Genomic DNA, 26,178 nt, shown 5'->3' with positions numbered 1-26,178 from the left:
TTTTTCCTATTTTAGTTCGTTTATATAATATGTGGTAAATTTTACATAACGAAAGGGGTACACCCATGGGGAAATGGAAGAAACAAGCCTTTGCATTTGGACTAGCTTCATCCTTATTAGTGCCGAGCGTCGCTTCGGCATCGGTCAACGGTGAAGTGTCAGGAAAAGAGAAACCGGAATATAATTTGCTGGAAAGATTGAATATCTCTTCAAAGGAAAGAAGCAAGCTGTTTTATGAGCAAAAACAAAAAGACATGCAGCAGTACAGTGACAACACGCTTGTCGTGAAATATAACAAAAAGATTTCAAGCGCTGACCATCGTAAAGTCGGTGGACAAGTTATCCGTTCCTATCCGGAGTTCGGATATGAAGTGATTCGCTTGCAAAAAGGGAGAAAAATGGAGGATGCGCTGAAAGCGTATCGCCATATCAGCGGTGTCGCGTCTGTATCACCAAGCGTTGAGCTGCAGCTTTTTGGCAATCAAGGGGATCCAAAAGAAAAAGATATGTATCATCTTTCGTCATTGGAAATTGATAAGGCTATCGCGATGGCAGGGAAAAATGACGTAACAGTTGCAGTCATCGATGAGGGAGTAGATCCGAACCATCCTGAATTTAAAGGTCGTATTTCATCGCCGGTAAGTATTGCTGATCCAGCTAATCCAGCGCCTCCGGGACCACATGGTACACATGTCGCCGGTATTATTGGCGCGGCGGAGAATAACGGTGTTGGAGGCCATGGAATCAATCCGAAAGCGAAAATCATGTCCATCAGTGTGTTCGATCAATTCAGCGGTGACTATGTATTAGCTGATGCCATTCTTTATGCAGTAGAGCATGGTGCGGACGTTATCAATATGAGCTTGGGCGCGTATGTTGAAATGCCGCTTGTAGAAGAAGCCGTTAAGAAAGCCGTTGATAAAGGAGTCGTCGTTGTTGCGGCTGCAGGAAACTCGGCGGACATGACCTATCAATATCCGGCTGCTTATGACGGGGTTATCACGGTCGGATCGACAAATGCTGAGAAGAAGAAGTCCTGGTATTCGACTTACGGTCCAGTCATTGATGTCGCCGCACCTGGAGAAGATGTGTACAGCTCTCTTTATGCACCTGTCAAAGGCTCGACTTTTGGTAAAATGAGCGGAACGTCCATGTCATCACCAGTCGTGGCGGGAATCGCATCATTAATTAAATCAAAATATCCGAACCTGAATTCATATCAAGTAGAAGCAATCCTGGAGAAGACGGCTACCGACCTGGGAGATAAGGGCTTTGACTTAGATTACGGGCATGGATTAGTTAATCCGGTTGCTGCGTTAAACTTTGATCCTAAAAATCTACCAACCTATAAAGATCAAACAGACAGCGAAATCCTCGCGGCAGCCGAAGCCGTGACCATTTCAGAAGAAGGAACGACACGTACGGGAAGCATCACAAAACCGCGCCAAACCGATTGGATAAAAGTGAGCGTTGAAGAAGGGGAATATATCCAATCGATTTTAAGCGGAGCGAAAAATTATGATCAACAATTAAAGGTCAAGTTTTACTCCGAGAGCGGACAAGCGGAAAAGACCATTGAAGTCAAGCAAGGACGCCAAAATGAGCTGGAAGCTTATTTATTCAAGGCACCGGCTAACGGGACGCTTGTCATTGGCGTGACCGATGAAAACGAAAATTACAGCGAGAGCGGCGAATCTATGTATGAATTAAAACTGATGAAAGCGAACGAAGCTTCCGATGAGCTAGGCACGAAAGAAGAGCCAATCCAAATTGAAAAACTGCCATTCAACAGCAATGATCTAGAAGGCGCGCCATTGACATTATTAAATGACGAAGAAGCCGATAAGGATTACTACAAGTTCAAATTTGACGAGCCGACAAACGTCAGCTTCACGTTATCCTCTGTACCTGGACTAGATACGGAATTGAAGATTTACCCGGCTGACATGTTGAGCCAGGAGCCGCCAGCCGATTTACCGGATTGGGAAAAAGAATTCTGGCCGTACCCTGAAGTATGGGGCAACAACAATGGATTCAGCAAAGGAGAAGCTGTGTCATTTGAAGCGATGCCGGAAATGGAATATGTATTGGAGGTTTCAGCAGGTGCTACTGCTTACAACGATTTCATGATTTTCTTCGGGCCGATGATAGAACAAAGTGTAGAAGAGGAAAAGAAACAGGTAGTCGGATCTCTTCTTCCTTATGAGTTAAAGGCAGAAACGAAAGAGCTGCCTGAAGATGAAGACGGTTACCCTCAAGAAGAAGCAATGCCGGAAGAGTTGGAAGAGATGATGGAAGAAGAACAAGCGCAACAGGAATCACGGGCTGAAATGCTTAAAAACCGTACCTACAAAACGAGTCCGTATGATTTCTCGCTGCTTGGCGGCGGTATGTGGTTCGACATGAGCAAGGAAGAGTTCCAAAAAATTAAGGAAGCAGCAAGACCGTTTACGCTTGGGGAAGGACAAACAGGCTATTTCCAAACACCTATGGATCAGGACTGGTATCAATTTGAGGTAGGGGAATCAGCTATTTACGAGTTGGCGATGAACCAAACGGATACATTGCGTCCGGATATGACGCTGTTTGCGTATGATAACAAAGAAGATAATATTTATCCTGTCTACAGCTCATGGATGTCTTATAACCCGCTGACGGGAGAAGGGCAAACAGAAGCGAAAATGACGCTTTATTTGGAAAAAGGCCAGAAGTATTATTTAAATACGGCTAATATGAATGGTATGTCATTCGATGAATACAAATTGGGCGGAAAGAAAGTGAAGAACGCGCCAGTTGATTCAAATGAAAACAATGACACCATGATTCGTGCCAAAGCGTTATCTGCAGGAAGCAAAGTAAAAGGCAACTTCATCAAACCTGGTGATATTGACATGTTTTATTATAAACACCGTTCCAATGAGATGTTATTCGGCTTCCATTTAAATCCGCTTAAAACAACCGAGGAACAAAAAGCCGGATTGCCAATGGAACTCACTTTGCCGCTTGATCCGATTGTATCGGTCGTAGAAGATACAAACGGAAACATGAAAATGGATAACAACGAAATGAGCAATTTCGTTATCTTTGACCATGGATGGGACAGCGAGCCGGAAGCAGGATCGTTTAAAGCGAAAAAAGATGTGGGCTACTTTATGATTGTGGAAAACTGGCTTGGTTCAAGTGTCAGTGAATATGAGTTGGCATTGAATGCACTTAATACGAAAGATGAGGATGCAGCTTCTAAAGTCACAAATAACGTGCCATCCAAACCGCTTGCATTGAAAGCAGTTAATGCGAAAAAATGGGAGGCCAAAGCGTTATTGAACCCTGGTGTACCGTTCGGGGATAAAGATTTCTACCAATTCAATACGGCAGCGGCGGGACAATATACCTTCACGCTTCAAACGCCAGAAGAATTGGATGGTGTTATCACGATCTATGACGCGAAAGGAAAAGAAGTAGCGAAATTGGATCAATATTACATCGGTGATGCTGAAATCGGTGCAGTACAGCTGGCAAAAGGCAACTATTTCATCGAAGTGAAAGACGCCAACGTTCGCTCCAGTAATAACCCTTACACGTTGACAGTTGAAACTAAATAATAAAAAAAGGAAGGCCCGTTTTTGAAAAGCGGGCCTTTTTCATGTCTCTTAATCTTTCAAACTTGTGATATGATGGAAGAAAGAGGAGGTTCAGAATGAAGAAGTTATTTGCATCGTTGGGAATGGCTTGTGCCTTTTTATTTGTGGCTTATCCGTCATCGGGATCGGCCCATGTTATAGATGAGACGAAAGTAAAAAGTGCCCAATTTGATTATGAAGATTATTATGAGCTTGTCGCGATTTACGAGAGTCCGACAGGGTTGACGGTAAAAAGCTACAGCCCGAAATGGAACACGGTCAATCAGTTAAAGGAAGTAGAAAAGGAACTGTTAAGAAATAAGCACGGTGAGGAAATCGATCTTCTGGGGCAAGTGGTCATCTTTCCGGATTTCCCAGCCGGCAAGTCCGTGCTCGGTCAATATTTTGCCGAATATGAACATTCCAAAAAGGATGTCGATCTTCTATCAGACCGGACGATCCATTTATATGGAGGGAATCAATTTTCGACGGTTGATTCCATCGCTTTAACATTGTCACATGAATACGGCCATCATTTTACGTTTTATCATTTATTTGAAGATGAATCACTGTTGCCCGAGAATTGGCTCGATTCCGACTACGCACAGGCAAGGAATCTATCCGACTATCCCGAAGCCAATACAGGGGACGGAGACTATGAATGGATGATGTCCGAAATTTTGGCCGAAGATTATGTGCAGCTGTTTGGATCGGAAAATGCATTGAAAAACCATATGCAGTTTAATGCACAGCTTCATACGGCATTTGAAGACGAAGATTTGCAAACATATTGGATGGAGCGGTTATCTTCCGATGAATATCAAAAACAGCAGCCGCTTGGCCTTTATTTAACGGACGAAAAGAAGCGGGCAAGTGTCTATGATTTACAGTTTTATTATCCGAATTTATATAACGAAACGACGTATGTAATCGGTCAGGACTTAAGAGGTCAATATCTTCCTGTTTTAATAGACCAATTGAATGGACAATCACCTTTAGCGAAATGGTATGAAGCGAGTAAGGTAGATTATCAGGCTAAATCCTTATTTAATAGCTATTCAATGCCTGAAGTAGCATTCCAGGCGGTCCAACATACAACAGAAGGCTTTAACAGAGGCTCCAAGAAGCTTCGCATTTCCTATGGGAACATTGAAGAAGCCGTCAGCAGTTATGAGGATATTTACAAACAGGAACAGTTATCAATGGAAGAAACGAAAGAACTTTTACGGGAAACGGGGGTTCAATATGACATTCCGCCTGAAATTCTGAAGGCAATGGCGTATGTCCATACCGGCATGAAGCAGTTTGATGAAAACGGTGAGCCGATTGTCTCAGAGGATGACAGCATTGGCATTATGAAAGTGAAGCTGTCGGAAGAAGAAATGAAAGAGCGGGGCATTGATAAAGAAAGATTGAAATTTGACACTCGTTATAACATCGAAACGGGTGCAGCTTTATTGAAAGAAAAGTGGAATGAGAGCGGAAAAAGCATTCCAAAAGTTAATGATCAAAATACGAACATCCTCGAGCATTGGTATTTTGCCCTTATGGCTTATGACGGATTGAGAAAAGAAAACGATCCGAATGCAGCAGAGAAGGGGACAACTTATCAGGAGCGGGTATTTGAAGCGATTCGCCAATTTAGCCGTGTACCGCTACAGTCGGTACGAAACGTTAACGTCGTATATGATGAAGAAGGAACGATGAGCTTTGAAGTGCTTCAGTACAATTGGCCTGAATTGAATACGAAAACAAAGCAGTTACATGAAGCGGGAGACCATATATATGGAAGAAATCAATCCGACTTTTTTCTATTATATAATAGTGTGCACGGCACGGTCGGAAAACAGCTTCTTCCTTATACTCCGCTGGAAATAACAGCGGGGCCGTTTGAAAAGGGAAATGCCGAAGACCAGTATGTCATGTACAAAGTGAAAGGAAACGGTTTTGAAGGTTATGTAACTTCTTTTGATATTCAAACTGGGAACATCACGGTATTTTCAGATGTGGGTGCTGACAATGAAACCGCAGCTGCCATTGGTTATTTACAGCTTAAAGGCGTAATTTCCGGTTACCCGGACGGCTTGTTTCATCCGAATCAGCCATTGCTAAGGCAGCACGCGGCAAAAATGCTTGTGAAAGAATTGGGGCTGACGCTGCCGGCAGGATATCAAGTAAAAGCGGGAGACATTCATCCTGGTGATTTATATTATGAAGAAATGGCGACCTTGGAGGCTTATGGGTTAATGGGGCAAGGAGGCTCCTTCCATCCGAAAACGCCGCTCACAAGATCCCAAATGGCCTCTATCTTAGTAAGAGCCTATGATCAATGGTATAAAGAAACAGAAAAAGCCATTCTGTTCAGCGATGTTCCGACTTCCCATTGGAATTACGATGACATCAATCGCTTAGCCAATAATAACATTACCGTTGTCAAAGATGCATTTAGGCCGGCACAAAACGTAACAAGATCGCAATTTGCGTTATTTTTAAAACGCTCGGCTGATTTGAAAGAGAGCGAATGAAACATAAAAAGAACCGTTGTGAAACTCCTAAAAATTTCATAACGGTTCTCTTTTTTATGAGGGGATTGAAATTGTAATTATTCGTCTTCAAGACAGCTTTGACCTTGTTTTTAAACTAAAATGAATCGTCAATTAATCCTTGGTTTTACTGAATTTCTCATGACGGTTCATTTTCAGGAGGAAGCCCCAAGCCTGTTCTTTAGGCTTGGGGCTTCCTCTTTTTTATTTCTCTAGTCCGCGATATAAGAACGCAGCAAATTGTGAACGATTCACATCATTTTCTGGTTTGAATGTTTGGTCCGCATAACCTGTTGTGATGCCGGAAGCGGATAATTTCTCGATGTATGTATGTGCCCAATGCTCTGATTCCACGTCTGTGAAGTCTGTTGCACCGGCAGAAGAATTTAATTCAAACGCACGAACTAATACAGCTGATAATTGAGCGCGTGTTAACACGTCTTCCGGACGGAAGTTTCCGTCTTGACCGCCTTGCATGACACCTGCGCTGCGCACGGCGTTGATGGCACCGTTAGCCCAGTGACTTGCAGGTACATCTTTAAAGCTTTGGGTGCGATTTGACATATTCAGCTTTAATGCTTTTGCCAATAAAGCCGCAACTTCCGCACGTGTAATTTCTTCATGTGGTTTGAAGTAGTCGCCTTCATAACCTAATGCGATTTTATCTTGAGCAAGCTTTTTAATTTCATCATGTGCCCAGAAGGAAGTGGCGATGTCACGGAATTGGCCTTCATCTAATTGAGAAGCGACAATTCGCTTGGCGCCTATGTATTTTGGTCCCCAATAATAAGGGTCGTTTAAATTGGTGATTGTAATCCCTTTAGAAGAAGAGGCATGGATGAATTGCCCGTTTCCTATGTAAATGCCTGCATGCGATGCCGGTTTGCCTGTCGTGTTGAAGAAAACAAGATCGCCTACATGCAAGTCGCTTTTAGATACGCTTGTTCCTTTTTTATACATTTCTGCTGCTGTACGAGGAAGGGAAACGCCCACTTCATTAAATACTTGGCGGATATAGCCGGAGCAGTCAAAGCCGCTTGCTGTCGTTCCTCCATATTTATAAGGAACACCGATGTATTTCTTTGCCGCTGGGACTATTTTCTCTAAATTCACTAAATCTTCGTTCGATTGTGCGGATGCTTGTCCATTTGCCGAAAAAATAATGCAAAAACTTGAAACTATTCCAAATATCGTTCGTTTAATCATATGTACACCTCAAACCCAAAATTAATATATTACTCGTTCTATGTCGATTTCATGTCGTTTTTATGTCGTTTCTTACTGAAATAAGTCTAACATAAAAGTCAGAATAGTTATTTTACAGTTATGTAACAAAATAGTGTCATAGGAAAATAAACCCCTTCATATATTAATCCTGTTGGTTATGGGGGAGGAAGCCTGATATCATGCGCATTATTTACTAAAAATCTACAAAGTTATGTAAAAAATGTTGAAATATGCAGTAAATAATGTAAAATAAAAGGTAAGGTTTTCTAGTTGATGTTTCATCTGGAAGAATTGTAGGAAATAGGATGGACACAAAACGTTCATATATTCATCATTTTCCCAGTTTTTAAAAATATTGACATTAAACCTGTGACTATCTATACTATTATTTGTAATTGTTAGTGGACTGTTGTTAAGAGAAACAGAGATACATAGATAAAAAGACTCTTAATTTCAGTTTGAAATACTTTTTTAACTTACCAAGGGAGGAAATAACTCAATGGCTTACCAACCAAAGTCTTATCGTAAATTCGTAGCTGGTACTGTAACAGCAGCTGTAGTAGCAAGCGCTGTAGCACCAGTAGCAAGTGCAGCAACACCATCTTTCTCTGATGTTCCTGCAGGTCACCAATTTGAAGAAGCAATCAACGCTTTAGCAGCACAAGGAACTTTCATCGGTAAAGATGGCAAGTTCGACATGTACGGTGAATTAACTCGCCGTCAAGCAGCAGTAGTATTCGCTCGTCTAATCGAGGGCGAAGGTAAAATGGAACAAGTATTCTCTGACGTTCCTACAACTGATGCTGAATTAACAAAAGCGGCTTACGAAGTAAACGCTGCTGGTGTTATGACAGGTGCTAACGGGAAATTAAACCCTTACGCAAAATTAACTCGTCAACAAATGGCGAAAATCATTGTTGAACACTTTGACTTAAAACATGTTGAAGGTTCTACAGTTGAAATCAAAGACTTAGACAAAGCTCATGAGAGCCAACGTGAATATATCCAAATCTTAGCTGAAAACGGCATCACTGTAGTTGCTGACGGCAACTTCCGCCCAACTGAAACAGTAAAACGTGGTCAGTTCGCAGCGTTTGTTTACCGTGCGCAACAAGCGGTTATTGGTGAGTTAGCGATTGAGAGTGTAAGTGCGCTTACTGAAGATGGTCGTTATTTAGAAGTTAAATTCAATAAATCTATCTCAGAATTAGATAAATCTCAAATTCAAATTAAAAATACAAAAACACTTGAGCGTGTTGGGATTGAAGCAGTTGAATTAGGCCATGATGGAAAAACTGCAACAATTACATTGTTTGAAAAAGATACTACTAGCGGTGCAAAAGATGAAATCGCACGCTTAACAGACTATACAGTTACTGTAAATGCCGGTAGTGAAGTAGCTGAATTTACATTCCAACGTCCAGGATTTGCTGAAGGTCGTATTACTGATGTTGATGTTGAAGACCGCAAATTCGTTGTAGGTGGAGTAACAATAAACGTTCCTAAAGAAACAGAATTTGATTTCCAAGCATCTCTAGGTGCTGACACTCGTGTATGGTACGATAAGGACAGAGACTTACAAAAAGTTACTTTCGACGATAAAGAAGTTGTAACTGGTTCATTAGAAGTAACTAAAACTCGTACAGGTAGCGAGAATGGTAAAATCGAAATTGATGGTAAAGAGTACAAATTAGCTGATACTCTATCTTTCTATAACAATGATTCTTCTACAACTATCGGTGTTGATGGTGCTGAATATGACTATGCTAAAGTATTCTTTAACGATAATGGAGAAGTAGAATTTATCGTTTCCTATGATTGGGATAACTTCTTCGTAGTGGAAAAAATGGACGGAGAAGTAGCTATTGCAGCTGATGACGATGAGCTTGATTTAGAAGATTACATCTTATTCAAAGATGGAAAAACAATCAAAGCTAGCGATCTTAAAAAAGGCGATGTAGTTTACTACGATAGCAGCTCTAATGGTGGAGATGGAGTAGCTGAAGTATATAACAATTCAGTTTCTGGTGAAATTGAAACAGTTTACTTTGATAAAATTAAAATTGATGGTAAGAATTATGATTTCCTTGCTAATGAGTTTGGAACTGCAAAATATCTAGATGGCGATGAATTCAAAACTCTTGATGCTGATAAAGCAGAAGAATTCCAAGCTGGTGGAAAAGTAACTGCTTACTTAGATAGATACGGTAATGTTGTTTATCTTGAAGGTACTGAAGGAGACGTTGATAAAGATACTTTATCAGCATATAATGTCGAGAACATCCTTGCATATTTAGATAACAATCTTGCAGATCGCGGAACTTTAGAATTAGAGTTGAAAAATGAAAAAGGTGCAAGTGTACTTAAATCATTCCGTGTAAGCACTTTAGATAAAATCACAGTTACTAATAACACTGTATCACCTAAAGTAAACCTGGAATACGAGGTAGATGAAAACTATCCTGGTACTACTACAGAAATTGAAGAGTTTAGATTAGTAGCAAATGGCGGCGGTTTTGATTTAATTGCTGTAGATAGCACTTTTACAAAAATTGGTGCAACAATTAAAACTTTAACATCTACAAATACAAATGATTTAATCATTGATTATACAGTAAATTCTTCTGATCAAGTTAAAGAATTAGAATTCTTTACTCCAGCAGCATTAACTACGAAGTTAGAGCTTGATGATAGCTATGTAACAACAACTGGTGGTACAAAATATCGTTTGCAATCTGATACAGTAGTTTATAATGCTTCTGAAGGTTTTACAGATAAAGATAACGATGGCGTTATAGATTCTGGTGAGTTTGATCCAGATGCAGATGATATCACTATCACTACTTGGGGCGAGCTTTCAAAAGCAGGCTTTGATATTTTAGCTGCCGATGTATATGCTGATAAAGATGGTAATGTTGATTACTTAGTTATCAAGCAAGACGATGCTAGTGATAAAACTGATTTCAACGCAGTTATTACAAGCATATTGAAAAATGCAGATGGCAAAGTAGTGGAAATTAAAGCTTTAGTTGAAGGACAAGAAAAGACTTATAAAGTAGATAAACTTTCTCGTTCTATCAGCAAAGGTGATTCAGTAGTTCTAGCAGTTAATGATAGCTCTGAATTAGTTGAAGATATTAAAGTTGCTCCAGCTGAGCTTGTTACTGGTAAAGTAACTGCAGTTGATCCAAGTGAAAAAACAGTTACTGTTGGTGGAACAATCTACAAGTTAGTTTCTGGTGGAGATGTTTATGATGGTACTGATACAAGTGATATCACTGAAGAACAACTTCGAGACATTAAAGTTGGCTATAATGTAGATATTCTTTTAGAAGAAGCAGGTACTACCTTTGCAGAAGTTATTACAATTAAGAGCAATGATAATACAGCTCCAACAATTACAAATGCTGTATACAGCGGTAGCAAAATCACATTAACTTTATCTGAAGCAATTGATGATTCTGCATCTGATTTCACTGCTGGTAAATACACTTTAGCAGGTTCTGCTGTAGCAGCTCAAACAGTTGCTAGCGTTGCTACTGGAGCAACTGCTGATGACAATGTAATTGAGTTAACATTAAGTGCTCCTTTAGCTGCTTCAGGTAACGTTACTGTAACGGTTGCTGCTAATACACTTGTAGACTTATCTGCAAATGTTGCAGGTTCTCTTTCTGCAACTGATGCAGATGTTGCAAACTAATTAGGCAAGTGCACAGTTAGGATAGGTGCCACTGTCACCACCCAAAGATTGTCGAAAAGTCTCATGGAGAGAGAAATCTCTGTGGGACTTTTCTTTTTATATTTTCAGAGGAATGATCGACTAGAACTTGCTACAATGGAATGGGATAGGTGTTACCACCCGAAGATTGTCGAATGGTTTTGGCAATAAAAAAGGAGAGTCGATTGCTTAAGTGGCAATGGGCTCTCCTTTTGGTTATGGATCGATTTTCTAATGAGAAAGTACTAGGATAATAGAAGCAATTACATAAAGCAGGGTGGGCGGTTGACCACTTCCCGATGAGAAGGGAGGTGGTATTGATGACGACATATGAAGCATTAAGCTTAGTAGCTCAATTCAGTCTTGTACTGATAGGAGTATTAACATTAGTCGTAACTATGGTCGTCTATGCCCGCACAAGCGGTAGCGCGCATTGTAGTAATTAGCGTATCGTTTATTGATAAGAGCCATGACCTTCGAGATATGTTCTTCCTGTGAGCGCAGCTGCAAATGATAATGATTGGTCATGAAACAATATGAAGCCAGTTCGAAAGGGATTTTTTCATGTATTTGCGACAGGTTGTGAAGAAAGACATGAAAATCTCGCTGGCCTTGAAATAAGGGATCTCGTCTATTTCCCCTGCTTACAATATGATAAAACGCATCAGGTACCCAAGTTCTTTTTACTCTACCCATTATGCCACTTCGCTTTTCCTTTTCTTTTTTTCACGGTGTTCGTTCTTCTTAAAGACATTGCTTCCCAAATGGCTTTATTTGAAATAGCTTCTTCTCCTTGCAAATCTGAAATCGTTCGGGCAAGCCGGACGATTTTCGTTTGGACGCGATTGCTCCAATGTTGTTTGCTTGATACTTGCTGAAGCATTTTTCGTTGCTCGGAGGTAAGCGGATGTAAATCCAACAGCTGTTCATATGGTACATATCCGTTACAGACTTCTTGTCCGTAACGTGTGTATTGTCGTTCCCTGGCCTTCATAATTCGGTCTCTCATAACAGTAGATGTTTCAGCAGATGAATTCGCCTCTTTATCTAAGTTAACCGGCTGCAGTTGCAGTAAAATGTCCATTCGATCATAAATGGGACCGGATACCCGATTTTGATACGCTTGAATTTGTTTATCGGTACATGTGCAATAGTGGGTTCTTGAATGTAAGTGGCCGCATGGACAAGGATTCATGGCTCCAATTAAAATGAAGCGGGCTGGATAGGTGACGGTTGAATGAGTACGGCTGATGGTAATGTTTCCGGATTGAAGAGGCTGCCGCAGCATATCCAGCGTTTTCTTCGTAAATTCAGCCATTTCATCTAAAAAGAGTACACCGCGGTGAGCGAGTGACACTTCACCTGGTTTCGGATAAGAGCCTCCGCCGACAATAGAAACGGAAGAAGCAGAGTGGTGAGGCTGACGAAACGGGGGAAAACGAAAAGCGGGAGGGGATGTATGAGCCAATTGATATAAGCTCATCATTTCTAATTGAGCCTCTGTTGTCAAAACGGGAAGAATAGAAGGAAACGTTTCTGCCAGCAAGCTCTTTCCACAGCCAGGAGGGTCTGTCATTAACACATGATGAGCCCCTGCAGCTGCGATTTCTAATGCGCGTTTTGCTTGCTGATGACCGTGAATGTTTTGAAAATCATTGGGATGGGTGAAGGGCTATGTGAACCTGAAGTGAAATCCAAAGTAGTTTGTTTTTCACCTTTTATTTCCGGTGGTGACAGTCACTATGTAGAAAAGCGAGCAAAGTGATATTTTTTCATCACTTGCTCGCTTTTTATTTCGCGGTGTTTCAATTCGTTTGCAGATTGTTTTTTACTGACTTTCTTCCTGATGATACGCAATCAATACAATCTTCTCATTGGTTCCTTGGTTCAACTGTTGTTCCAAATCACGAATTTTGTCCAATTGGTCAGTATGTAAATTCGCAATCGGATAATGATCGTTCTGTTCCATGGAAAAGCCCCTTTCAGAAATCGATTTGTCATTCTCACTAAGTTTTGACTAAGCGTTTCTATTTTATTCGGGAGCGGGATTTCGATAAACTTCGGGTGGTGAAAGTGGCACCCATAAATTTTTTAATAAAAAAACTAAGTATGATAATGAAAGTAAAATAAGTCACTAGATAACCTATATAATTTGTATCTTTAATGCCATCAAATATTTTATATTTAGCTAAGAAAGCCCATTCGAGCAAATAGAGTTCATAGGATATACTACCTAGAAATAACAGTATATGACTAGAGATTTTATAAAATGAAATAAAGGATAAGAAGCTTATAATTCCAATGCCACATGCTAAATTGGACAACGCATAACAAAGTTCAGCGTAAAAACCGGCTTGGTTCAACTGATTTAAAAAAAAGAAAAATAACAGAAAACTTAAAATGGTAATTGAAGCAACAGATACCATTAATTTATTAATTTTTATATCAATAATTTTGGAATAAAGAATTCCAAATAATACTCCTAAAGGAAACTCAAATATATAGAGATAAGCTCCAGAACCATATGCGAATATATTCAATTTTATATCCAGGATTCCAAGGAGGCTGGCAAAACTAAAAAGTATAGCCAGTCTAACAATTGTGTTCATGCTAAATTTAAAAACTAAATAAAACATTAGATACCATAATATAATGTAAGTTATGTACCACATGCTTGCATCAATAGTTGCTTTAAAGTCTAATCCACTTAATCCTAGGATAATAGTAATGAATGAATAGTGTTTATTCAATATAAAGGTATCTAAAATTAACCAAACGGAAGTAACAATAAAATAAGGTAAGATAACTTTACTAAGACGTTTTGCCAAAAAATTGTTTAAACCATTTTTTAAATAAGATTGAGTCAAACCAAAACCAGACAAGAGTAAGAATATGGCTACTCCCCAAGCCCCAGAACGAGGGATAATATGTAGATGTCCAAGGATAACCAGTAATATAGCTATCCCTTTACTTTGTTCTGTTACTTTTGCATCTATAATTCCCCTTTTTTTTATATCAATTCCTACCATATCTTTCTTCTCCTTGTTGCAAATTATACCTGAGTAGTATCCGTTTTTTTATCTTTACTATCATAAGATATAAATACATTCAGTCATTGTTCATTTTTATATACCTAGTAGACACCTTTCCGAGAGTAATCGTATCAGTATATTCAGGTGTGATAATGTTTTACCTCAATATTGCTTTTTACACTGAAGCTTAAGACACTATATTGTTAACGTTGATAAGTTATTGATATGTTTTTTCTTACAGCTAAGATACAATTTTTCTTTTAAGCTGTACCAATTTTTGTGCTATAACTACTGCTCCGTAGGATCCGATTATACACATTACAGGAAAAATAAAGGAGCCATAACGAGTTAAAGGTAAGAAAACATTCGAAATAGCAAGATAACTTACTAAAATGATAAATAAGCAGAACAAGGGCTTATGCTTGCGGAATATGAGACCTGTAATAAAACTACTGAATACAACAAAGAAATGGTTAAGATAGATATACCATTTTGCAGGGGTGATTAAGAATTTATAATAGTTTCCAATGGGCTCAGGTTGTTGGAACATCCAAATCGTTTTACCAAGTGTAAACCATGAGAACCAAAGTGCAAACTGATAGCGAAAACCGTCGATGATTCGAATGATGGCATATTCTCGCTGTTCAATTCCTATTTCTCTCCATTTAGCTGCTAATGTTTCTTCTGGAATCAGATAGTATGGATTGGTGCCAAGTAACATTGGATTCCCTGAATGAGATGAGAAAATGTACGGTGCTCCGAGAACAATTAAGTTGCGAATGGACCATGGAAAAATAATAAAAAGAGGGCCGATCCACCAGATTAACCCTACCTTCATAGCATTCTTAAAGCCTGTTTGATAAATGACAATAGCCCATGCAAACAGCAGCATTGGTGCCGGAGTAGGGCGGAACATAATGGCTATGGATGCCGTAAAACCGAATAATACATGCAGCTTTGTTGATTTTGTTTGAATCGCTGCTATAAAGATATAAATAGAAAACATAAACATAAAAATAGAGGGTGTTTCGGTCAGCATGGAACGGAAATAGTGAAGTGGCGCCAAATATGTTCCATATAAAAGAGCACTTAAGATGCTGATAGTTTCCATTTCGAATAATCGTTTTGGAATGGCATATACGAGCCAAACTGTTGTTATGCTGAGTACCATATTAAAAAGACGAACCAGTACCATGTAATCAATGGAAATAACATCAGCTAATAAGATGATACCTGTTAAATAAAGTGGATGTGCTGGCGTAACATATGCGTTCGATTCCTCGGAGTTATAAGCGTAAATGCCTTCCTCAATTAAACGATGAGCCATTTCGTCATATTTCTGTGCATCCCGGCTCCCGTGAAGGTTAAAATATCCTGGATGTTCGACGAGGAAAAGTATGTGCAGCAAAAAAGATAAAAGCAGTACGAGTATAATAGGTAAATGTTTTTTCATAAATAAGGGCGTGTCTTTCCTTTGCATAGAAATGCCCTCTCCCTCCTTTTTTATCCAATGGCATCTAGACCCTCACTTTAAAAGAGGGTCTAGATGCCATAAGAGCCTGATAGGCTCAATTAACAGTCGGCTGAAGATGAAGAAATCCCCACCGAATGTTAGCTTTATTTTTATTTAGCGATTAAATAGACACCAAAAATAATAACGGTAATGCCAACCCATTGTTGGGTGGAAATGGTTTCTTTGAAAATGAAATAAGCGGCGACAGCCCCAAATACATAGCTAATACTTTGAAGCGGGTAAGCAATACTCAGCGGAAGTTTGGATAAAATCATAAGCCAAAGACCCGTTGCAAGTACATATAGAAAAGCTCCCCCAATAAAAAAAGGAGAGATGATCAATGATAAGATCGATTGTATCGTCCACTCTTGAATGGAAGAAACTGCAATCTTCCATAAGATTTGACCGGTAACCAGCATGCAGACATTTAGTAAAACAAGCCCATAAATCAAGATTCTTTACTTCCTTTGTCTTCATATTTTTGTTTTAGTAATGCATATTCCTGTGTTAATGAAACGAGCTGATGGTTAAGCTTGGAGACTCTTCTTGTTAAATCAAAGACTATGAAAAGCAAAAACAACAGACCGAATAAAAAGAGAAGAGAAGGCGCGTAATAGACACCGAGCCAGCCTGCCAGCTTATTAATGATTACTTCATTTACACTTAAAATACCAAGGCATACACAAGTGATAATCCAAAGAATGGAATACTTTGTTTCTAAAACGCCTCTTCTGACCGATTCGATTACGAAAATAAAAATGCTCACTACAATCAAAAAAGAAAGCCATATAATGTTCATATTTTCACTCCCTTATAATGCGCTGAATGACAATAGATAGCGTAACCTTTGTCATATAGTAGATTGACTTCAATGGAGTAATGGAAGAGCGTCCGCCTTGGCGGGCTTTCATATGCACAGTAATTTCTTTGACTTTAAAGCTTCTTCTTGTTAAGTGAATTAATACTTCCGGTTCAGGATAATCTTTTGGATAGTTAAAGGCAAACAGGGAAATGATTTTTTTATCGATTGAGCGATAGCCTGATGTAGGATCAGTGAATATGCGACCCGTAAGAAGACGAAGCAATAAAGTAAAATAATAAATGCCGATACGCCGGGACATAGTACTCTTGTAATCTGTTTTTTCCAAAAAACGGGATCCGATGACCATGTTTGCTTCCCTTGAAAGAATAGGCTCGATTAGAGCGTCAATCGACTCGGCATTATGCTGACCGTCTGCGTCAAATTGAATGGCAATGTCATATCCGTGCTGATAGGCGTAACGATAGCCTGTTTGGACTGCTCCGCCAATGCCCAGATTGTATGGAAGATTTACTAGTTTAATGTTCTGAAAAGGTTCAACGATTGAGGATGTCCGATCTTTTGAACCGTCATTTATGACACATATATCAATAAAAGGCCTTTCTTGTTTGATCATGAGTAAATCTTGCAATGTGCCAGCGATTGATTCTTCCTCATTGTAAGCTGGCACAATAATTAATGTTTTATTCATTTATGAATTCCCTGCCTCTGATGCAGATTTTCTCTATCAGTCTTATTATATATTATAATGTCTGTCGCCTATAAGAAAAATATGTGAAAAACGCTGACAACGTATATTGATTAGTGTCCTGTATAACCAAGACTCTTTTTGATTTTTTCTTTATAACTTGTAAAAAGGCATATGTGAAATAGGAAACGATAAAAATAAAAGGTGGGTAGAGCAGGTTCCATATAAAATTTTTTGATAAAAATTCCGTGTGTGAAAAAATCATAAATTTACCAACTAAATCTAAAAATAATGGGTGAATAATATATACTCCTACTGCCGTTTTACCTATTTTTTCAAATATAGATCCTCTTCCTAGATTGTTTTTAGTTAAGATAACTGATAATAAGAACGCAATTAATGGTATGGTAGATATGTAGTAGTTACCTAACGGCCTTTCAAACACTTTGATAAGTATAAACCCCTCAAAAAGTTGTAGTAATGCGAAAATACAAGATAAAGCTAAATATAATTTAGGGCGTTTGTTTACTTTTATGTGATTAAAACAGTAGCCTAATGTAGTATAGAATAGCCCAAAAAATAGAGCATCCCTTGTTTGGATATGCAAAGTAAAAAGAAAAGAGTAAGACTGTCCAAAAAGTCCTATCAAATTGAATATTAGACTAATTATTAGTAATATCTTTACTTTGTTTATTTTAATAAAAATGAACAAGATGATAATGGACCATATTAGAGCTAGTAAATACCATAAATGGAAAGATGAACTGCTATCTATACCATAATAGAGTTTTCTTAAAGTGATTGTTGTATGTAAGTATTCAATAATTACATGTTTGATATTCAGTCCTTGTTTATATGATTGAAAAACTTTCAAGGATATATTGTAAAGTAAATAAAAGATAAGCCACACGATATATAGTTTCCATAGTTTCGTCAAATATCTTTTAAAATAGGATATTTGATTTCGACTACTTATTAATTTTTGTCCAAATAAATAGCCGGATACGGCAAAAAAGTAGGGGACAGCAAATCTGGCAAATATGTTAATCATAGAGCTAATGATATCGCCATTAAACAGCTCTGTATGAACGTTACGAAAGGGACCTGTATGTATGCAAACTACAAAAAATAATGCGAAGAACTTAAAAAAATCAATAGAATGATTTCTTTCCATCATAGATACTCCTTAATTTTTAAAACTATTTATTCAATATGAAATGTATAAATGATTCAGCGATATTGACATCCTAATACATATTATTTAAATTTTTACAGAAGGTCAATAATGCCCGAGATGTTACGCTGAGAAATAGTAGAATACTTCTTTATTTATGGTCAAAAAGAAAGCGGCTGCCTCATAAGTTGTAAGCAGGCTGCAAAAATGATTTTTTATTGAAAGGACCCGTCATTGAATCCTTGATTTTACTGGATTCTCATGACGGGTCCTTTTAGGAGGATGGCTCAAAAGGTATGTTTGAGCCATCCTCCTCCTTTTAAACATATATGGTTTTACTGATCCGGTTTAGCTCTTATCATCATCGCACAAAGCTGTGCCCTTGTCACCGGATCGTTTGGTCGGAATCGATCTGCTTTTGAAATGATTCCTAAATCCGTAAGCTGCTGAATTTCTTTATAAGCATGATGGGAGACAGGGACATCTTGAAAGGGATGAACCGTGCCGGCTGCATCATTCAGACGTAAGGACCGTGCCAGCATTAATGCCATTTGTGCCCGTGTCAATGTCCCGTTCGGCCGAAACTGTTGATCGTATCCTTTCACAATTCCTTGTTCATAAGCGGATGAAACGGCAAGGAATCCCGGCAGAGCGCTTGGAACATCTTCAAAGGGAGCTTTCATGGAAGATGGGTCGTCCCACTTAAAGAAACGGTCCAGCATCATCGTCGTATGTCGGCGCGATACGGACTCATTTGGCCGAAATGTGCCGTCTCCGTACCCATTAATGATGTCCATAGTGGCTGCTTGTCCAATCTCGTCATGGGCCCAGAAAGAAGCGGGAACGTCCTGAAAGGGGGTTGTTTCGGCTGTTTCTTCTTGAGTACGAATCTCTTGCCTGGACGTGACGTTTTGATTCGCACCGGTCGTGAAAAGCTTGATCGTTGCCGTTCCCTGAACAAAAGGGAGAGAAACATCCATCAGCGAATCCGTCACGTGCTGCACGCTCTGAAGGCTGTCACCGATAAACAGCCATGCTTGCTGTCCGATTAGATCCTTGGAAAAACCGACTAGATGGGATGAAGGTTCAAGCAGCGGTTGTCCGTTTTTTAATGTGAGCCATTCGATGGCCGCCGGTTGTTTGGCTGCCAGTTTCCGTGCCTCCTCCACTTGAAGCATCCCATATCCCGTATACAAATCTTCTCCTTGTTTTCCGATATCAAGGGAAGATCGAACGAGGGCATGCCGAAGGGAGACGGCATCCAGCTCCGGGTTTTCCGTTTTTAACAAGGCGGCCGCCCCGCTGACATATGGTGCCGCAAGAGAAGTGCCGCGCATCGTTTTATAGCTGTTTTCTTTGAAGGTACTGATGATATTGGCTCCTGGTGCACTCAAGTCCACTTCCCAGCCGTAATTGGCGACGGGGATTGGAGCGTGTTCGGCCGTGGTGCCGGTGACCGTCAGCACTCCCGGGTAAGAGGCCGGGTAGAGGGTGCTTGTGTCCGTCTGGTCATTGCCGGCTGCCGCTACGATGAGAATACCGCGGTTGACCGCTTCCATCACGGCCTTTCGAAGCATGATTGTTTCTCCTTTACCGGAAAGGCTCATGTTAATGATGTCCGCTTCTTGATCGATGGCATCATAAATAGCCTGGCTGATATCGAAATCATCGCCGTTTCCTGCTTGGTCCAACACTTTTAACGGGATGATATCGACAGGTGCATTTCCGATGACTCCGGTCATGCCTTTTCTGTTATTGCCGCAGGCAGCCATTATACCTGTCACGAAGGTTCCGTGCCCGAAGCGGTCTTCCCCGTACGGAAGCGACTCCACGTAATCGCGTCCGAGGCTTTTTAAGACGTTCCCGCAAAAATCTTCATGGGGGGAGATACCGGAATCGATGACCGCAACCCTTGCTGCATTCGTACCGTATAATTTTTGGATGGATGGCTGCTTCTTCCAGTCTTCTGTTCCTTCAATACGGACATGCAGAGTGCGAAATATTTGCTTTTTGGGCAATAAAACGTCTAATATTAAAAGTGGGCCTTCATTTTGTGCAAGCAGGTTTCCATGCTCATCCAAAATTTTTATTGTCCAAGGGCCTTCAAAATCGTCCAAAGTGACCGATATTCTAGATAGCGGTTCGTTTTTGGTGTGAATCACCCAATCTCCGGCAGGAAGCGGCTGCTCGTTGTAGGAGAACGTTTGCCCATCTTTTTCGTGACCAATGGTCAACCCTTTCAGTAAATTGCGGGGTTGTTGCTTGTACTGCTCGAGAGCGGGCAATGCTTGAATATTGTCTAATCCCCATTGCTGCAAAAGCATGGGATCATCATAAGAGAGAAGAGAGCTCGTTCGTTTCTGTTTATTTGGCTCAATATATTGAACGGCAGGAGACGAGGTAAGGCGGTTCACTTCTTGCGGTGTTGCCGCTATTTTCAACTGATGGTTCTCCTGTTCCAATATCGTGACTGAAGATGACTGAACAGTCAGTATGGATTCATCGTTTTGTAAGTGAAGGATCCATTCTTGCTCATCGGCCTTTGTTATACCAGGCAGAGAGAAAAGTGAAAATAAGAGTATGCACAAAAGGGGATACGCTTTTAACATGATGAGTCTCCTTTAAAAAAGAGTTTCTGAATATCTACTATTATAGTAACTTATGGAACATACATCAAAAACGCTTATTTACATAGGTTAAACCCCTGTTGGAAATATATAGATATAGAACCGATAAAAAGATAAAAAAAAGAGCCTGTTCACGAAGAACAGGCCAACAAATATGGTTTACCAACCAAAATCTTATCTCTATCATTATATGCAAGAAAAAGCATAAATATCACCAAGAATCATATACCAAATTAGTTATTATATGGGTAATATTCAATTATATGTAAGATATTTGTGACAAATTTATTAACAAAATCATCAAAAAGATAAAAGTTGGCAGAAAAATAAATCTTTGGAACCCTTTTTCGCCAAAACGCTATTCAGAAAAAATTTCCTGTTGAAATGGTATCCCTTTTCATATTACAGTAAAGCTACCAACCGAGGTTTTTTCTATAAAAAAAGACCTCGCAGCAAGTTATATTTCGATATCGCTTGCTTTTTGAAGCTGTCGGCCTTGGCCGGCGGCTTTTTTTACTTTTGTTGTCAATCAGTTCCTAAAAGGAAATAAAAAGAGGAAACCTTATGGGGCATGGCCCTTGATGGTTTCCTCCGTCGCTTATTGAATCTTCTCGCTGCTTAGTTGTTTGCTTTCCAACAAATCTTTTACTTTTGGACCGTCTTCGGTCAAGGTGACGGCGTAGCGGCTGTTGAAGCTTTTTCGTTTTGCTGAGCCGTCCTTATAGTAAATATCGAATTGTTCATACGTTTCAATGACATAGAGGTCATCTGATTGCTGTTGAATGTCTTTAATATCAAATGCCTTTAATTGTTCTGTAATGCCTTTTTTCTTTAAGTATTTTACATACTCTTTTGCTTGCTTTTCGTATTTGCTTCCCTTAATGAATGAATCCTCTACCAACGAGAAGTCATGTTGATTAACCGCATCCATCGAGGTGGACACATGGTGCTTCAAAAAGTCACCGACACGAACATCGTCATCTTCTCCGTTTTCTTCCATCTTGGATGTTTCATCCTCTCCAATCGGTAAGTAGAGGTCTGTCTCATCTTCCACCTTTACCTTTTTGCTTCGTTTCACGCCGTCTTTAAATGTTTTTTCCGCGTGTACGACAACAGAACCATCCGTGCTGACAGGACCGAATCCGTTGTTCATATCGCCGATTTCAAGACCGGTATCTTTTCCATTGACAAATAAATGGGCGCTTTTGTAATTGGAGGACGGATAAATATATTCACCCTCTAGCTCCAAATAGACTTGTGCCTTATTATGAATGGATTTTGTCACATCCACTTTTTGCTTCTTCTCAAGAGCGCTGTTGGCTTTATTCGGAACCGCTTTGAAGGTGTAAATGCCCGGAAACAGCGGTTGTGTGATCACGGTATCATCTGCCGATTTGGTCGTACCGATTTTTTTGCTTCCCAAATAAAGATCCACATTTTCATAGTTTGTTGACAAATAAGCTTTGTATGTTTCGATTTTTAAAGTATAGCCGTCAAAAAACAACCAACTTCGGCCGTCTTGCTTCAATGAAATAAACGGCTTCACGGCCTGGTTAACATAGGATGGGCCATCCTCATAGGAATCACGCAAGCTTTTTATTGTTTTTTCATATATAGCTTGGTCACGAGTTAAATAAGAGACGAACGCTTTGGCATCTTCTTCCGTGGCCTTCAGCTCATCTTGGCCGTCGTTCATGACATCCGCAATGTATCCGTAATCTTTATTTTGAACTGCCTCTTCAAGCTTTTGGATGAGGCGCTCCGGCTTCGACAGCTGCGAACCAAATATATAAATGATCAGAAGAATGAGGGCAATTAGGGCCGCAACCGAATATAACGGCGGTTTTGGTGCGGGCTGTTTTTGCTTGATCCGCTTTTTTTCCAGGCGAGAAGAAGGTGCATCGTTTGGATCATGCGCCCTTGATGTTTCCGCAAACAAATAAGAACTCCGCGTTTTCGGTAAACGTCTATCTTCTAAATGGTATTGCATAGTCTCTTTCCTTTCTTTTTCCCGCTCTAACGGGCGCAGTATAGTCCCAGGTGGTTCAGGGTCTACTTTTGCTATCACACATTAATCTAGCAAATTGACCTATCATTGTAAATGGAGAACATCATACTCTCATAAATTCCCTATTATTATATAAACCGATGTAGAAAATTCAACACCATCAAAGAACGGCCATGCCTAATTTTCTAAACCTAAGTGGCTTATGTGTCAAACAATTTATGTATATTAATATATTTCGCTTTTCGAAAAACTATGATATGATTTTGATATAAAAATACATAATTTTCAAATAATAGAAAAGAGAGGAAGTAGGGGGATGAAGAAAAAGGTTCATATACTTTTAATCGCGCTCGTACTCATGCTGTCTGTTTTACTGCCGAATAGTGCGGCTCTTGCAGCAGCTAAAGAAGAAAAGAAACAAACCAGTATGAGCGTCAGCCAATCGCTTCTTTCCATGACGGAAGCAAGAGACGTAACGATAGAAGTGGATTTAGGCTACAAAGCGGATTTATCAAAAATAGAGTGGTCATTTGGCGGGAAGCCGTTGAATGCATGGAAGAAATGGAATAAAGATAAGGGAGACTTTACGGGGGGACCTTATATTACGTTTAAAGAAAGTCCTCAATATGTAAAAGGAACGACTCGAATTAGGACAGTTCTTCATTTTGATTTGTTGTTCGATACGAATGATTTATCGCCGCGAAGCATTCGCGTTAAATATCCACAGTTTATCAACCATTATGAATTAGCGGTGAAAGATCCAAAAAAAGGGGAGAAGGCAGCCGTTTCCTTGAAGCTCAATGTCTATGACAGCTATCGTAAATACGAGGAAATCAAGCCGGAAATCGATCAGATTTTCAATGAGAAAAAACAGGATCGTTACACCGAATATAAATCAATCGGTCAGACGGTAGAAGGAAGAGATATGCATTTTGTCGTGCTGGCAAAGGATAAAGCGGCAGTCAACACGTACTTGAATGAAACGCTTCCGCAGGCATTGGAAAACCCGGCACAATTGCAAAAAGACATTCAGTCAGGCAAGCTGGAAAACTATCAAGTACCGATTTGGTTCAATAATATCCATCCGGATGAAGCACCAGGTGTGGATGCTATGCTGGACCTATTGCATCAATTTACGAAAGAAGATGTCATTTCTTATGAAACAACAGATGATAAAGGAAATCCACAAACAGTCACACTGGATGTGAACGATGCATTGGATCACTTTATCTTCATCTTTAACCTTGCCCATAATGCGGATGGCCGTGTGAACAACACGAGACATAATGCAAACGGCTTTGACTTGAATCGTGACAACGGCTATCAAACGCAAAAAGAATCGGTCATCGTCACACAGGAAATCGCGAAATGGACACCACTATCATTCTTGGATCTGCACGGGTTCGTGAAAGGATTTTTGATTGAGCCGTGTACACCTCCTCATAATCCGAACTTCGAATATGATTTATTGATGGATGGTATGCTCGATAATGCCCATGCGATGGGAAGAGCGGGTATTGCCAATACCGCTTATGAAAAATATGAAATTCCTGCATTGGATTACGAAAACGGCTGGGATGATGCAACGACGGCTTATACGGCAATGTATGCGATGTTCCATGGTGCGATGGGACATACAGTCGAAATTCCAGATTTAAATGAAGAGTCCAATAAAGCGTTAATTTATGCCAATTTCGGGGCAGTGAAGTATGCGCTTGATCATAAGCAAGAGCTGTACATGAACCAATTGGAAATTTTTAAACGCGGTGTAAATGGCGAAGATAATAAAGAGGTTGATCAATGGCTTGTCAATCAAGATGGAAAAGTAATTGGACGAGACCGTGATCAAAATCGAAATTTCTTCCCGGACTATTATGTGCTGCCGGTTTCTGAATCACTCCAAAAAAATGATTTAGAAGTTTATAATATGGTAGAATACTTGATTCGTAATGGTATGAAAGTAGAACAAACGACAGAAGAAGTGACGATAAAAGGGGTCAAATATCCAAAAGGCTCGTTCATTGTACCGATGCATCAAGCGAAACGCGGGCTGGCCAATGCCGTTTTAGCAGATGGTGAAGATGTATCCGATTGGGAAGCGATGTATGATTCTGTTATTACGAATTTCCCTGATTTGCGCGGCTTTGACCGTTATGGCATTTACCAGAAAAATGCTTTTAAAAACAAAACAACTGCAGTAAGTAAAGTAGACAAGCTGGCTTTGGCTATTGATAAAAAGGTCGAAAAATATGTGGTTGGCAATACGAACAATGATGCCGTTAAGCTTGTGAATGAATTGCTTGGACAAGGAAGAGATGTGCAGTATGTAACGGAAGCAAGCGGAGATTACCGTGCAGGTGACTTTGTGGTGTTATCGAAAGATTTACAATCTTTCGCTTCTAAATATATGGTAGAGATCACTCCTGCCAAAGGTGAGCTTACAACGAAAAAACTAGAAAAGAAATCAATCTATGCGGCAGGAAGCGCAGCATCCAAATTTATTCTGAACGAACTGGGCTTTACGCTTGGGGCAGAAGCAGACAGTTCCCTCATCTTTGATGATCAAGGAAAAGCGAAGGTTCAAACAGGGAAAACCTATATTTTCTCTGGAGGCGGAGCGCTGAAATATGTAAAAGATCAAAATATTGTTCCAGGTCTTGAATATGGAAATACGGATTTCTATCATGAGGGCATTCTTAAAATGAACGTCACTCCAAATCATATATATACATCTGGTTATGAAAATGAAGAATGGATTTATACGGCTTCCGGTACATGGATTAAAACGCTGCCGGCTGGAGCGCAAGAGTTGTTGCAGGTAAGCAGTGCGGCTGATTTTTACAAAGCAGGCTGGTGGCCGGGCAAAGAGCAAGTGAAAGGACAAATCATGGCCTTCTCGTGGCAGCAGGATGATTATAACATGGTAGCTTATGCCAATGATCTTACATTCCGTGCGCACACAAAGCAAAGCTATCGACTCTTGTCGAATGCGATTTTTGCTAATTCAGTTAAGTAAATTCATTTAAATAAAGCGACGGGCAGTATCTCTTTCGGGATACTGCTCGTCGCTTTATTGTAGAAAAAGGTCGTACGAAATTTCCTATTAAGACGTTTATAACGGATTTAACGTGTAAAAATAGTATGATAGAGGTCTGTTTTCATAGGAACAGATTCCTTATAATAGTGTTGAAGATAACTAGAACGGAGG

15 protein-coding genes and 2 pseudogenes are annotated in these 26,178 nt (G+C 39.8%); 5 read left to right on the top strand and 12 right to left on the bottom strand.

Going from position 1 to position 26,178, the window contains the following annotated elements; genetic code table 11:
• Nucleotides 1-65: 65 nt before the first annotated feature.
• Both BK575_RS25770 and BK575_RS25765 read left to right on the top strand, forming a co-directional pair.
• On the top strand, nucleotides 66-3,602 hold the full coding sequence (locus BK575_RS25770) for a S8 family peptidase (RefSeq protein WP_078414370.1): 3,537 nt from the start codon (nucleotides 66-68) through the stop codon (nucleotides 3,600-3,602).
• Between the two features lie 95 nt (nucleotides 3,603-3,697).
• Nucleotides 3,698-6,145 (top strand): S-layer homology domain-containing protein, encoded by a 2,448-nt coding sequence (locus BK575_RS25765; RefSeq protein ID WP_078414369.1) that lies wholly within the window; start codon nucleotides 3,698-3,700, stop codon nucleotides 6,143-6,145.
• A gap of 222 nt (nucleotides 6,146-6,367) precedes the next feature.
• On the opposite strand, the gene BK575_RS25760 is transcribed toward BK575_RS25765, so the two are convergent.
• Complete coding sequence (locus BK575_RS25760; protein WP_078414368.1) at nucleotides 6,368-7,369, bottom strand: C40 family peptidase; 1,002 nt, start codon at nucleotides 7,367-7,369, stop codon at nucleotides 6,368-6,370.
• Nucleotides 7,370-7,889: 520 nt separating this feature from the next.
• Here BK575_RS25760 and BK575_RS25755 point away from each other — a divergent pair.
• Together BK575_RS25755 and BK575_RS29235 are read left to right on the top strand one after the other, a co-directional pair.
• A complete protein-coding gene (locus tag BK575_RS25755) occupies nucleotides 7,890-11,090 on the top strand; it encodes an S-layer homology domain-containing protein (protein WP_078414367.1) in 3,201 nt (1,066 codons plus the stop codon).
• Between the two features lie 317 nt (nucleotides 11,091-11,407).
• A complete protein-coding gene (locus BK575_RS29235) occupies nucleotides 11,408-11,554 on the top strand; it encodes a putative holin-like toxin (RefSeq protein WP_328589536.1) in 147 nt (48 codons plus the stop codon).
• Here BK575_RS29235 and BK575_RS25750 read toward each other — a convergent pair.
• From BK575_RS25750 to BK575_RS25705, 11 genes and pseudogenes are all read right to left on the bottom strand, one after another.
• A pseudogene (locus BK575_RS25750) lies at nucleotides 11,517-11,804 on the bottom strand (transposase); the annotation flags it as partial. The gene BK575_RS29235 and the pseudogene BK575_RS25750 overlap by 38 nt on opposite strands.
• A pseudogene (locus BK575_RS25745) lies at nucleotides 11,797-12,780 on the bottom strand (YifB family Mg chelatase-like AAA ATPase); the annotation flags it as partial. The pseudogenes BK575_RS25750 and BK575_RS25745, both read right to left, overlap by 8 nt.
• A gap of 156 nt (nucleotides 12,781-12,936) precedes the next feature.
• Nucleotides 12,937-13,077, bottom strand: a complete 141-nt coding sequence (locus BK575_RS28830) for a hypothetical protein (protein ID WP_169907985.1) — start codon at nucleotides 13,075-13,077, stop codon at nucleotides 12,937-12,939.
• A gap of 58 nt (nucleotides 13,078-13,135) precedes the next feature.
• Nucleotides 13,136-14,137, bottom strand: coding sequence for an acyltransferase family protein (locus BK575_RS25740; protein WP_078414365.1), 1,002 nt, complete (start codon nucleotides 14,135-14,137; stop codon nucleotides 13,136-13,138).
• A 244-nt stretch (nucleotides 14,138-14,381) separates the two neighbouring features.
• Nucleotides 14,382-15,620 carry an ArnT family glycosyltransferase gene (locus BK575_RS25735; protein ID WP_078414364.1) on the bottom strand — a complete coding sequence of 413 codons (1,239 nt, stop codon included), beginning with the start codon at nucleotides 15,618-15,620 and terminating at the stop codon, nucleotides 14,382-14,384.
• A 143-nt stretch (nucleotides 15,621-15,763) separates the two neighbouring features.
• Nucleotides 15,764-16,105, bottom strand: a complete 342-nt coding sequence (locus BK575_RS25730) for an EamA family transporter (RefSeq protein WP_204524885.1) — start codon at nucleotides 16,103-16,105, stop codon at nucleotides 15,764-15,766.
• A complete protein-coding gene (locus tag BK575_RS25725) occupies nucleotides 16,102-16,452 on the bottom strand; it encodes a DUF2304 domain-containing protein (RefSeq protein ID WP_078414363.1) in 351 nt (116 codons plus the stop codon). The genes BK575_RS25730 and BK575_RS25725 overlap by 4 nt, the downstream gene beginning before the upstream one ends.
• A gap of 4 nt (nucleotides 16,453-16,456) precedes the next feature.
• On the bottom strand, nucleotides 16,457-17,164 hold the full coding sequence (locus BK575_RS25720) for a glycosyltransferase family 2 protein (protein WP_078414362.1): 708 nt from the start codon (nucleotides 17,162-17,164) through the stop codon (nucleotides 16,457-16,459).
• A gap of 52 nt (nucleotides 17,165-17,216) precedes the next feature.
• Nucleotides 17,217-18,335: an acyltransferase gene (locus BK575_RS29645; RefSeq protein WP_407984390.1), complete on the bottom strand. Its 1,119-nt coding sequence runs from the start codon at nucleotides 18,333-18,335 to the stop codon at nucleotides 17,217-17,219.
• 335 nt (nucleotides 18,336-18,670) lie between these two features.
• A complete protein-coding gene (locus BK575_RS25710; protein ID WP_078414360.1) occupies nucleotides 18,671-20,944 on the bottom strand; it encodes a S8 family peptidase in 2,274 nt (757 codons plus the stop codon).
• Between the two features lie 616 nt (nucleotides 20,945-21,560).
• On the bottom strand, nucleotides 21,561-22,952 hold the full coding sequence (locus tag BK575_RS25705) for a zinc ribbon domain-containing protein (RefSeq protein WP_078414359.1): 1,392 nt from the start codon (nucleotides 22,950-22,952) through the stop codon (nucleotides 21,561-21,563).
• 334 nt (nucleotides 22,953-23,286) lie between these two features.
• Here BK575_RS25705 and BK575_RS25700 point away from each other — a divergent pair, with 334 nt between their 5' ends.
• Complete coding sequence (locus BK575_RS25700; protein ID WP_078414358.1) at nucleotides 23,287-25,986, top strand: M14 family metallopeptidase; 2,700 nt, start codon at nucleotides 23,287-23,289, stop codon at nucleotides 25,984-25,986.
• Nucleotides 25,987-26,178 lie beyond the last annotated feature (192 nt).

The organism is Priestia abyssalis (assembly GCF_002019595.1).
Taxonomy (GTDB): domain Bacteria; phylum Bacillota; class Bacilli; order Bacillales; family Bacillaceae_H; genus Bacillus_BA; species Bacillus_BA abyssalis.
This window is presented reverse-complemented; position numbering and strand designations above follow the sequence as displayed.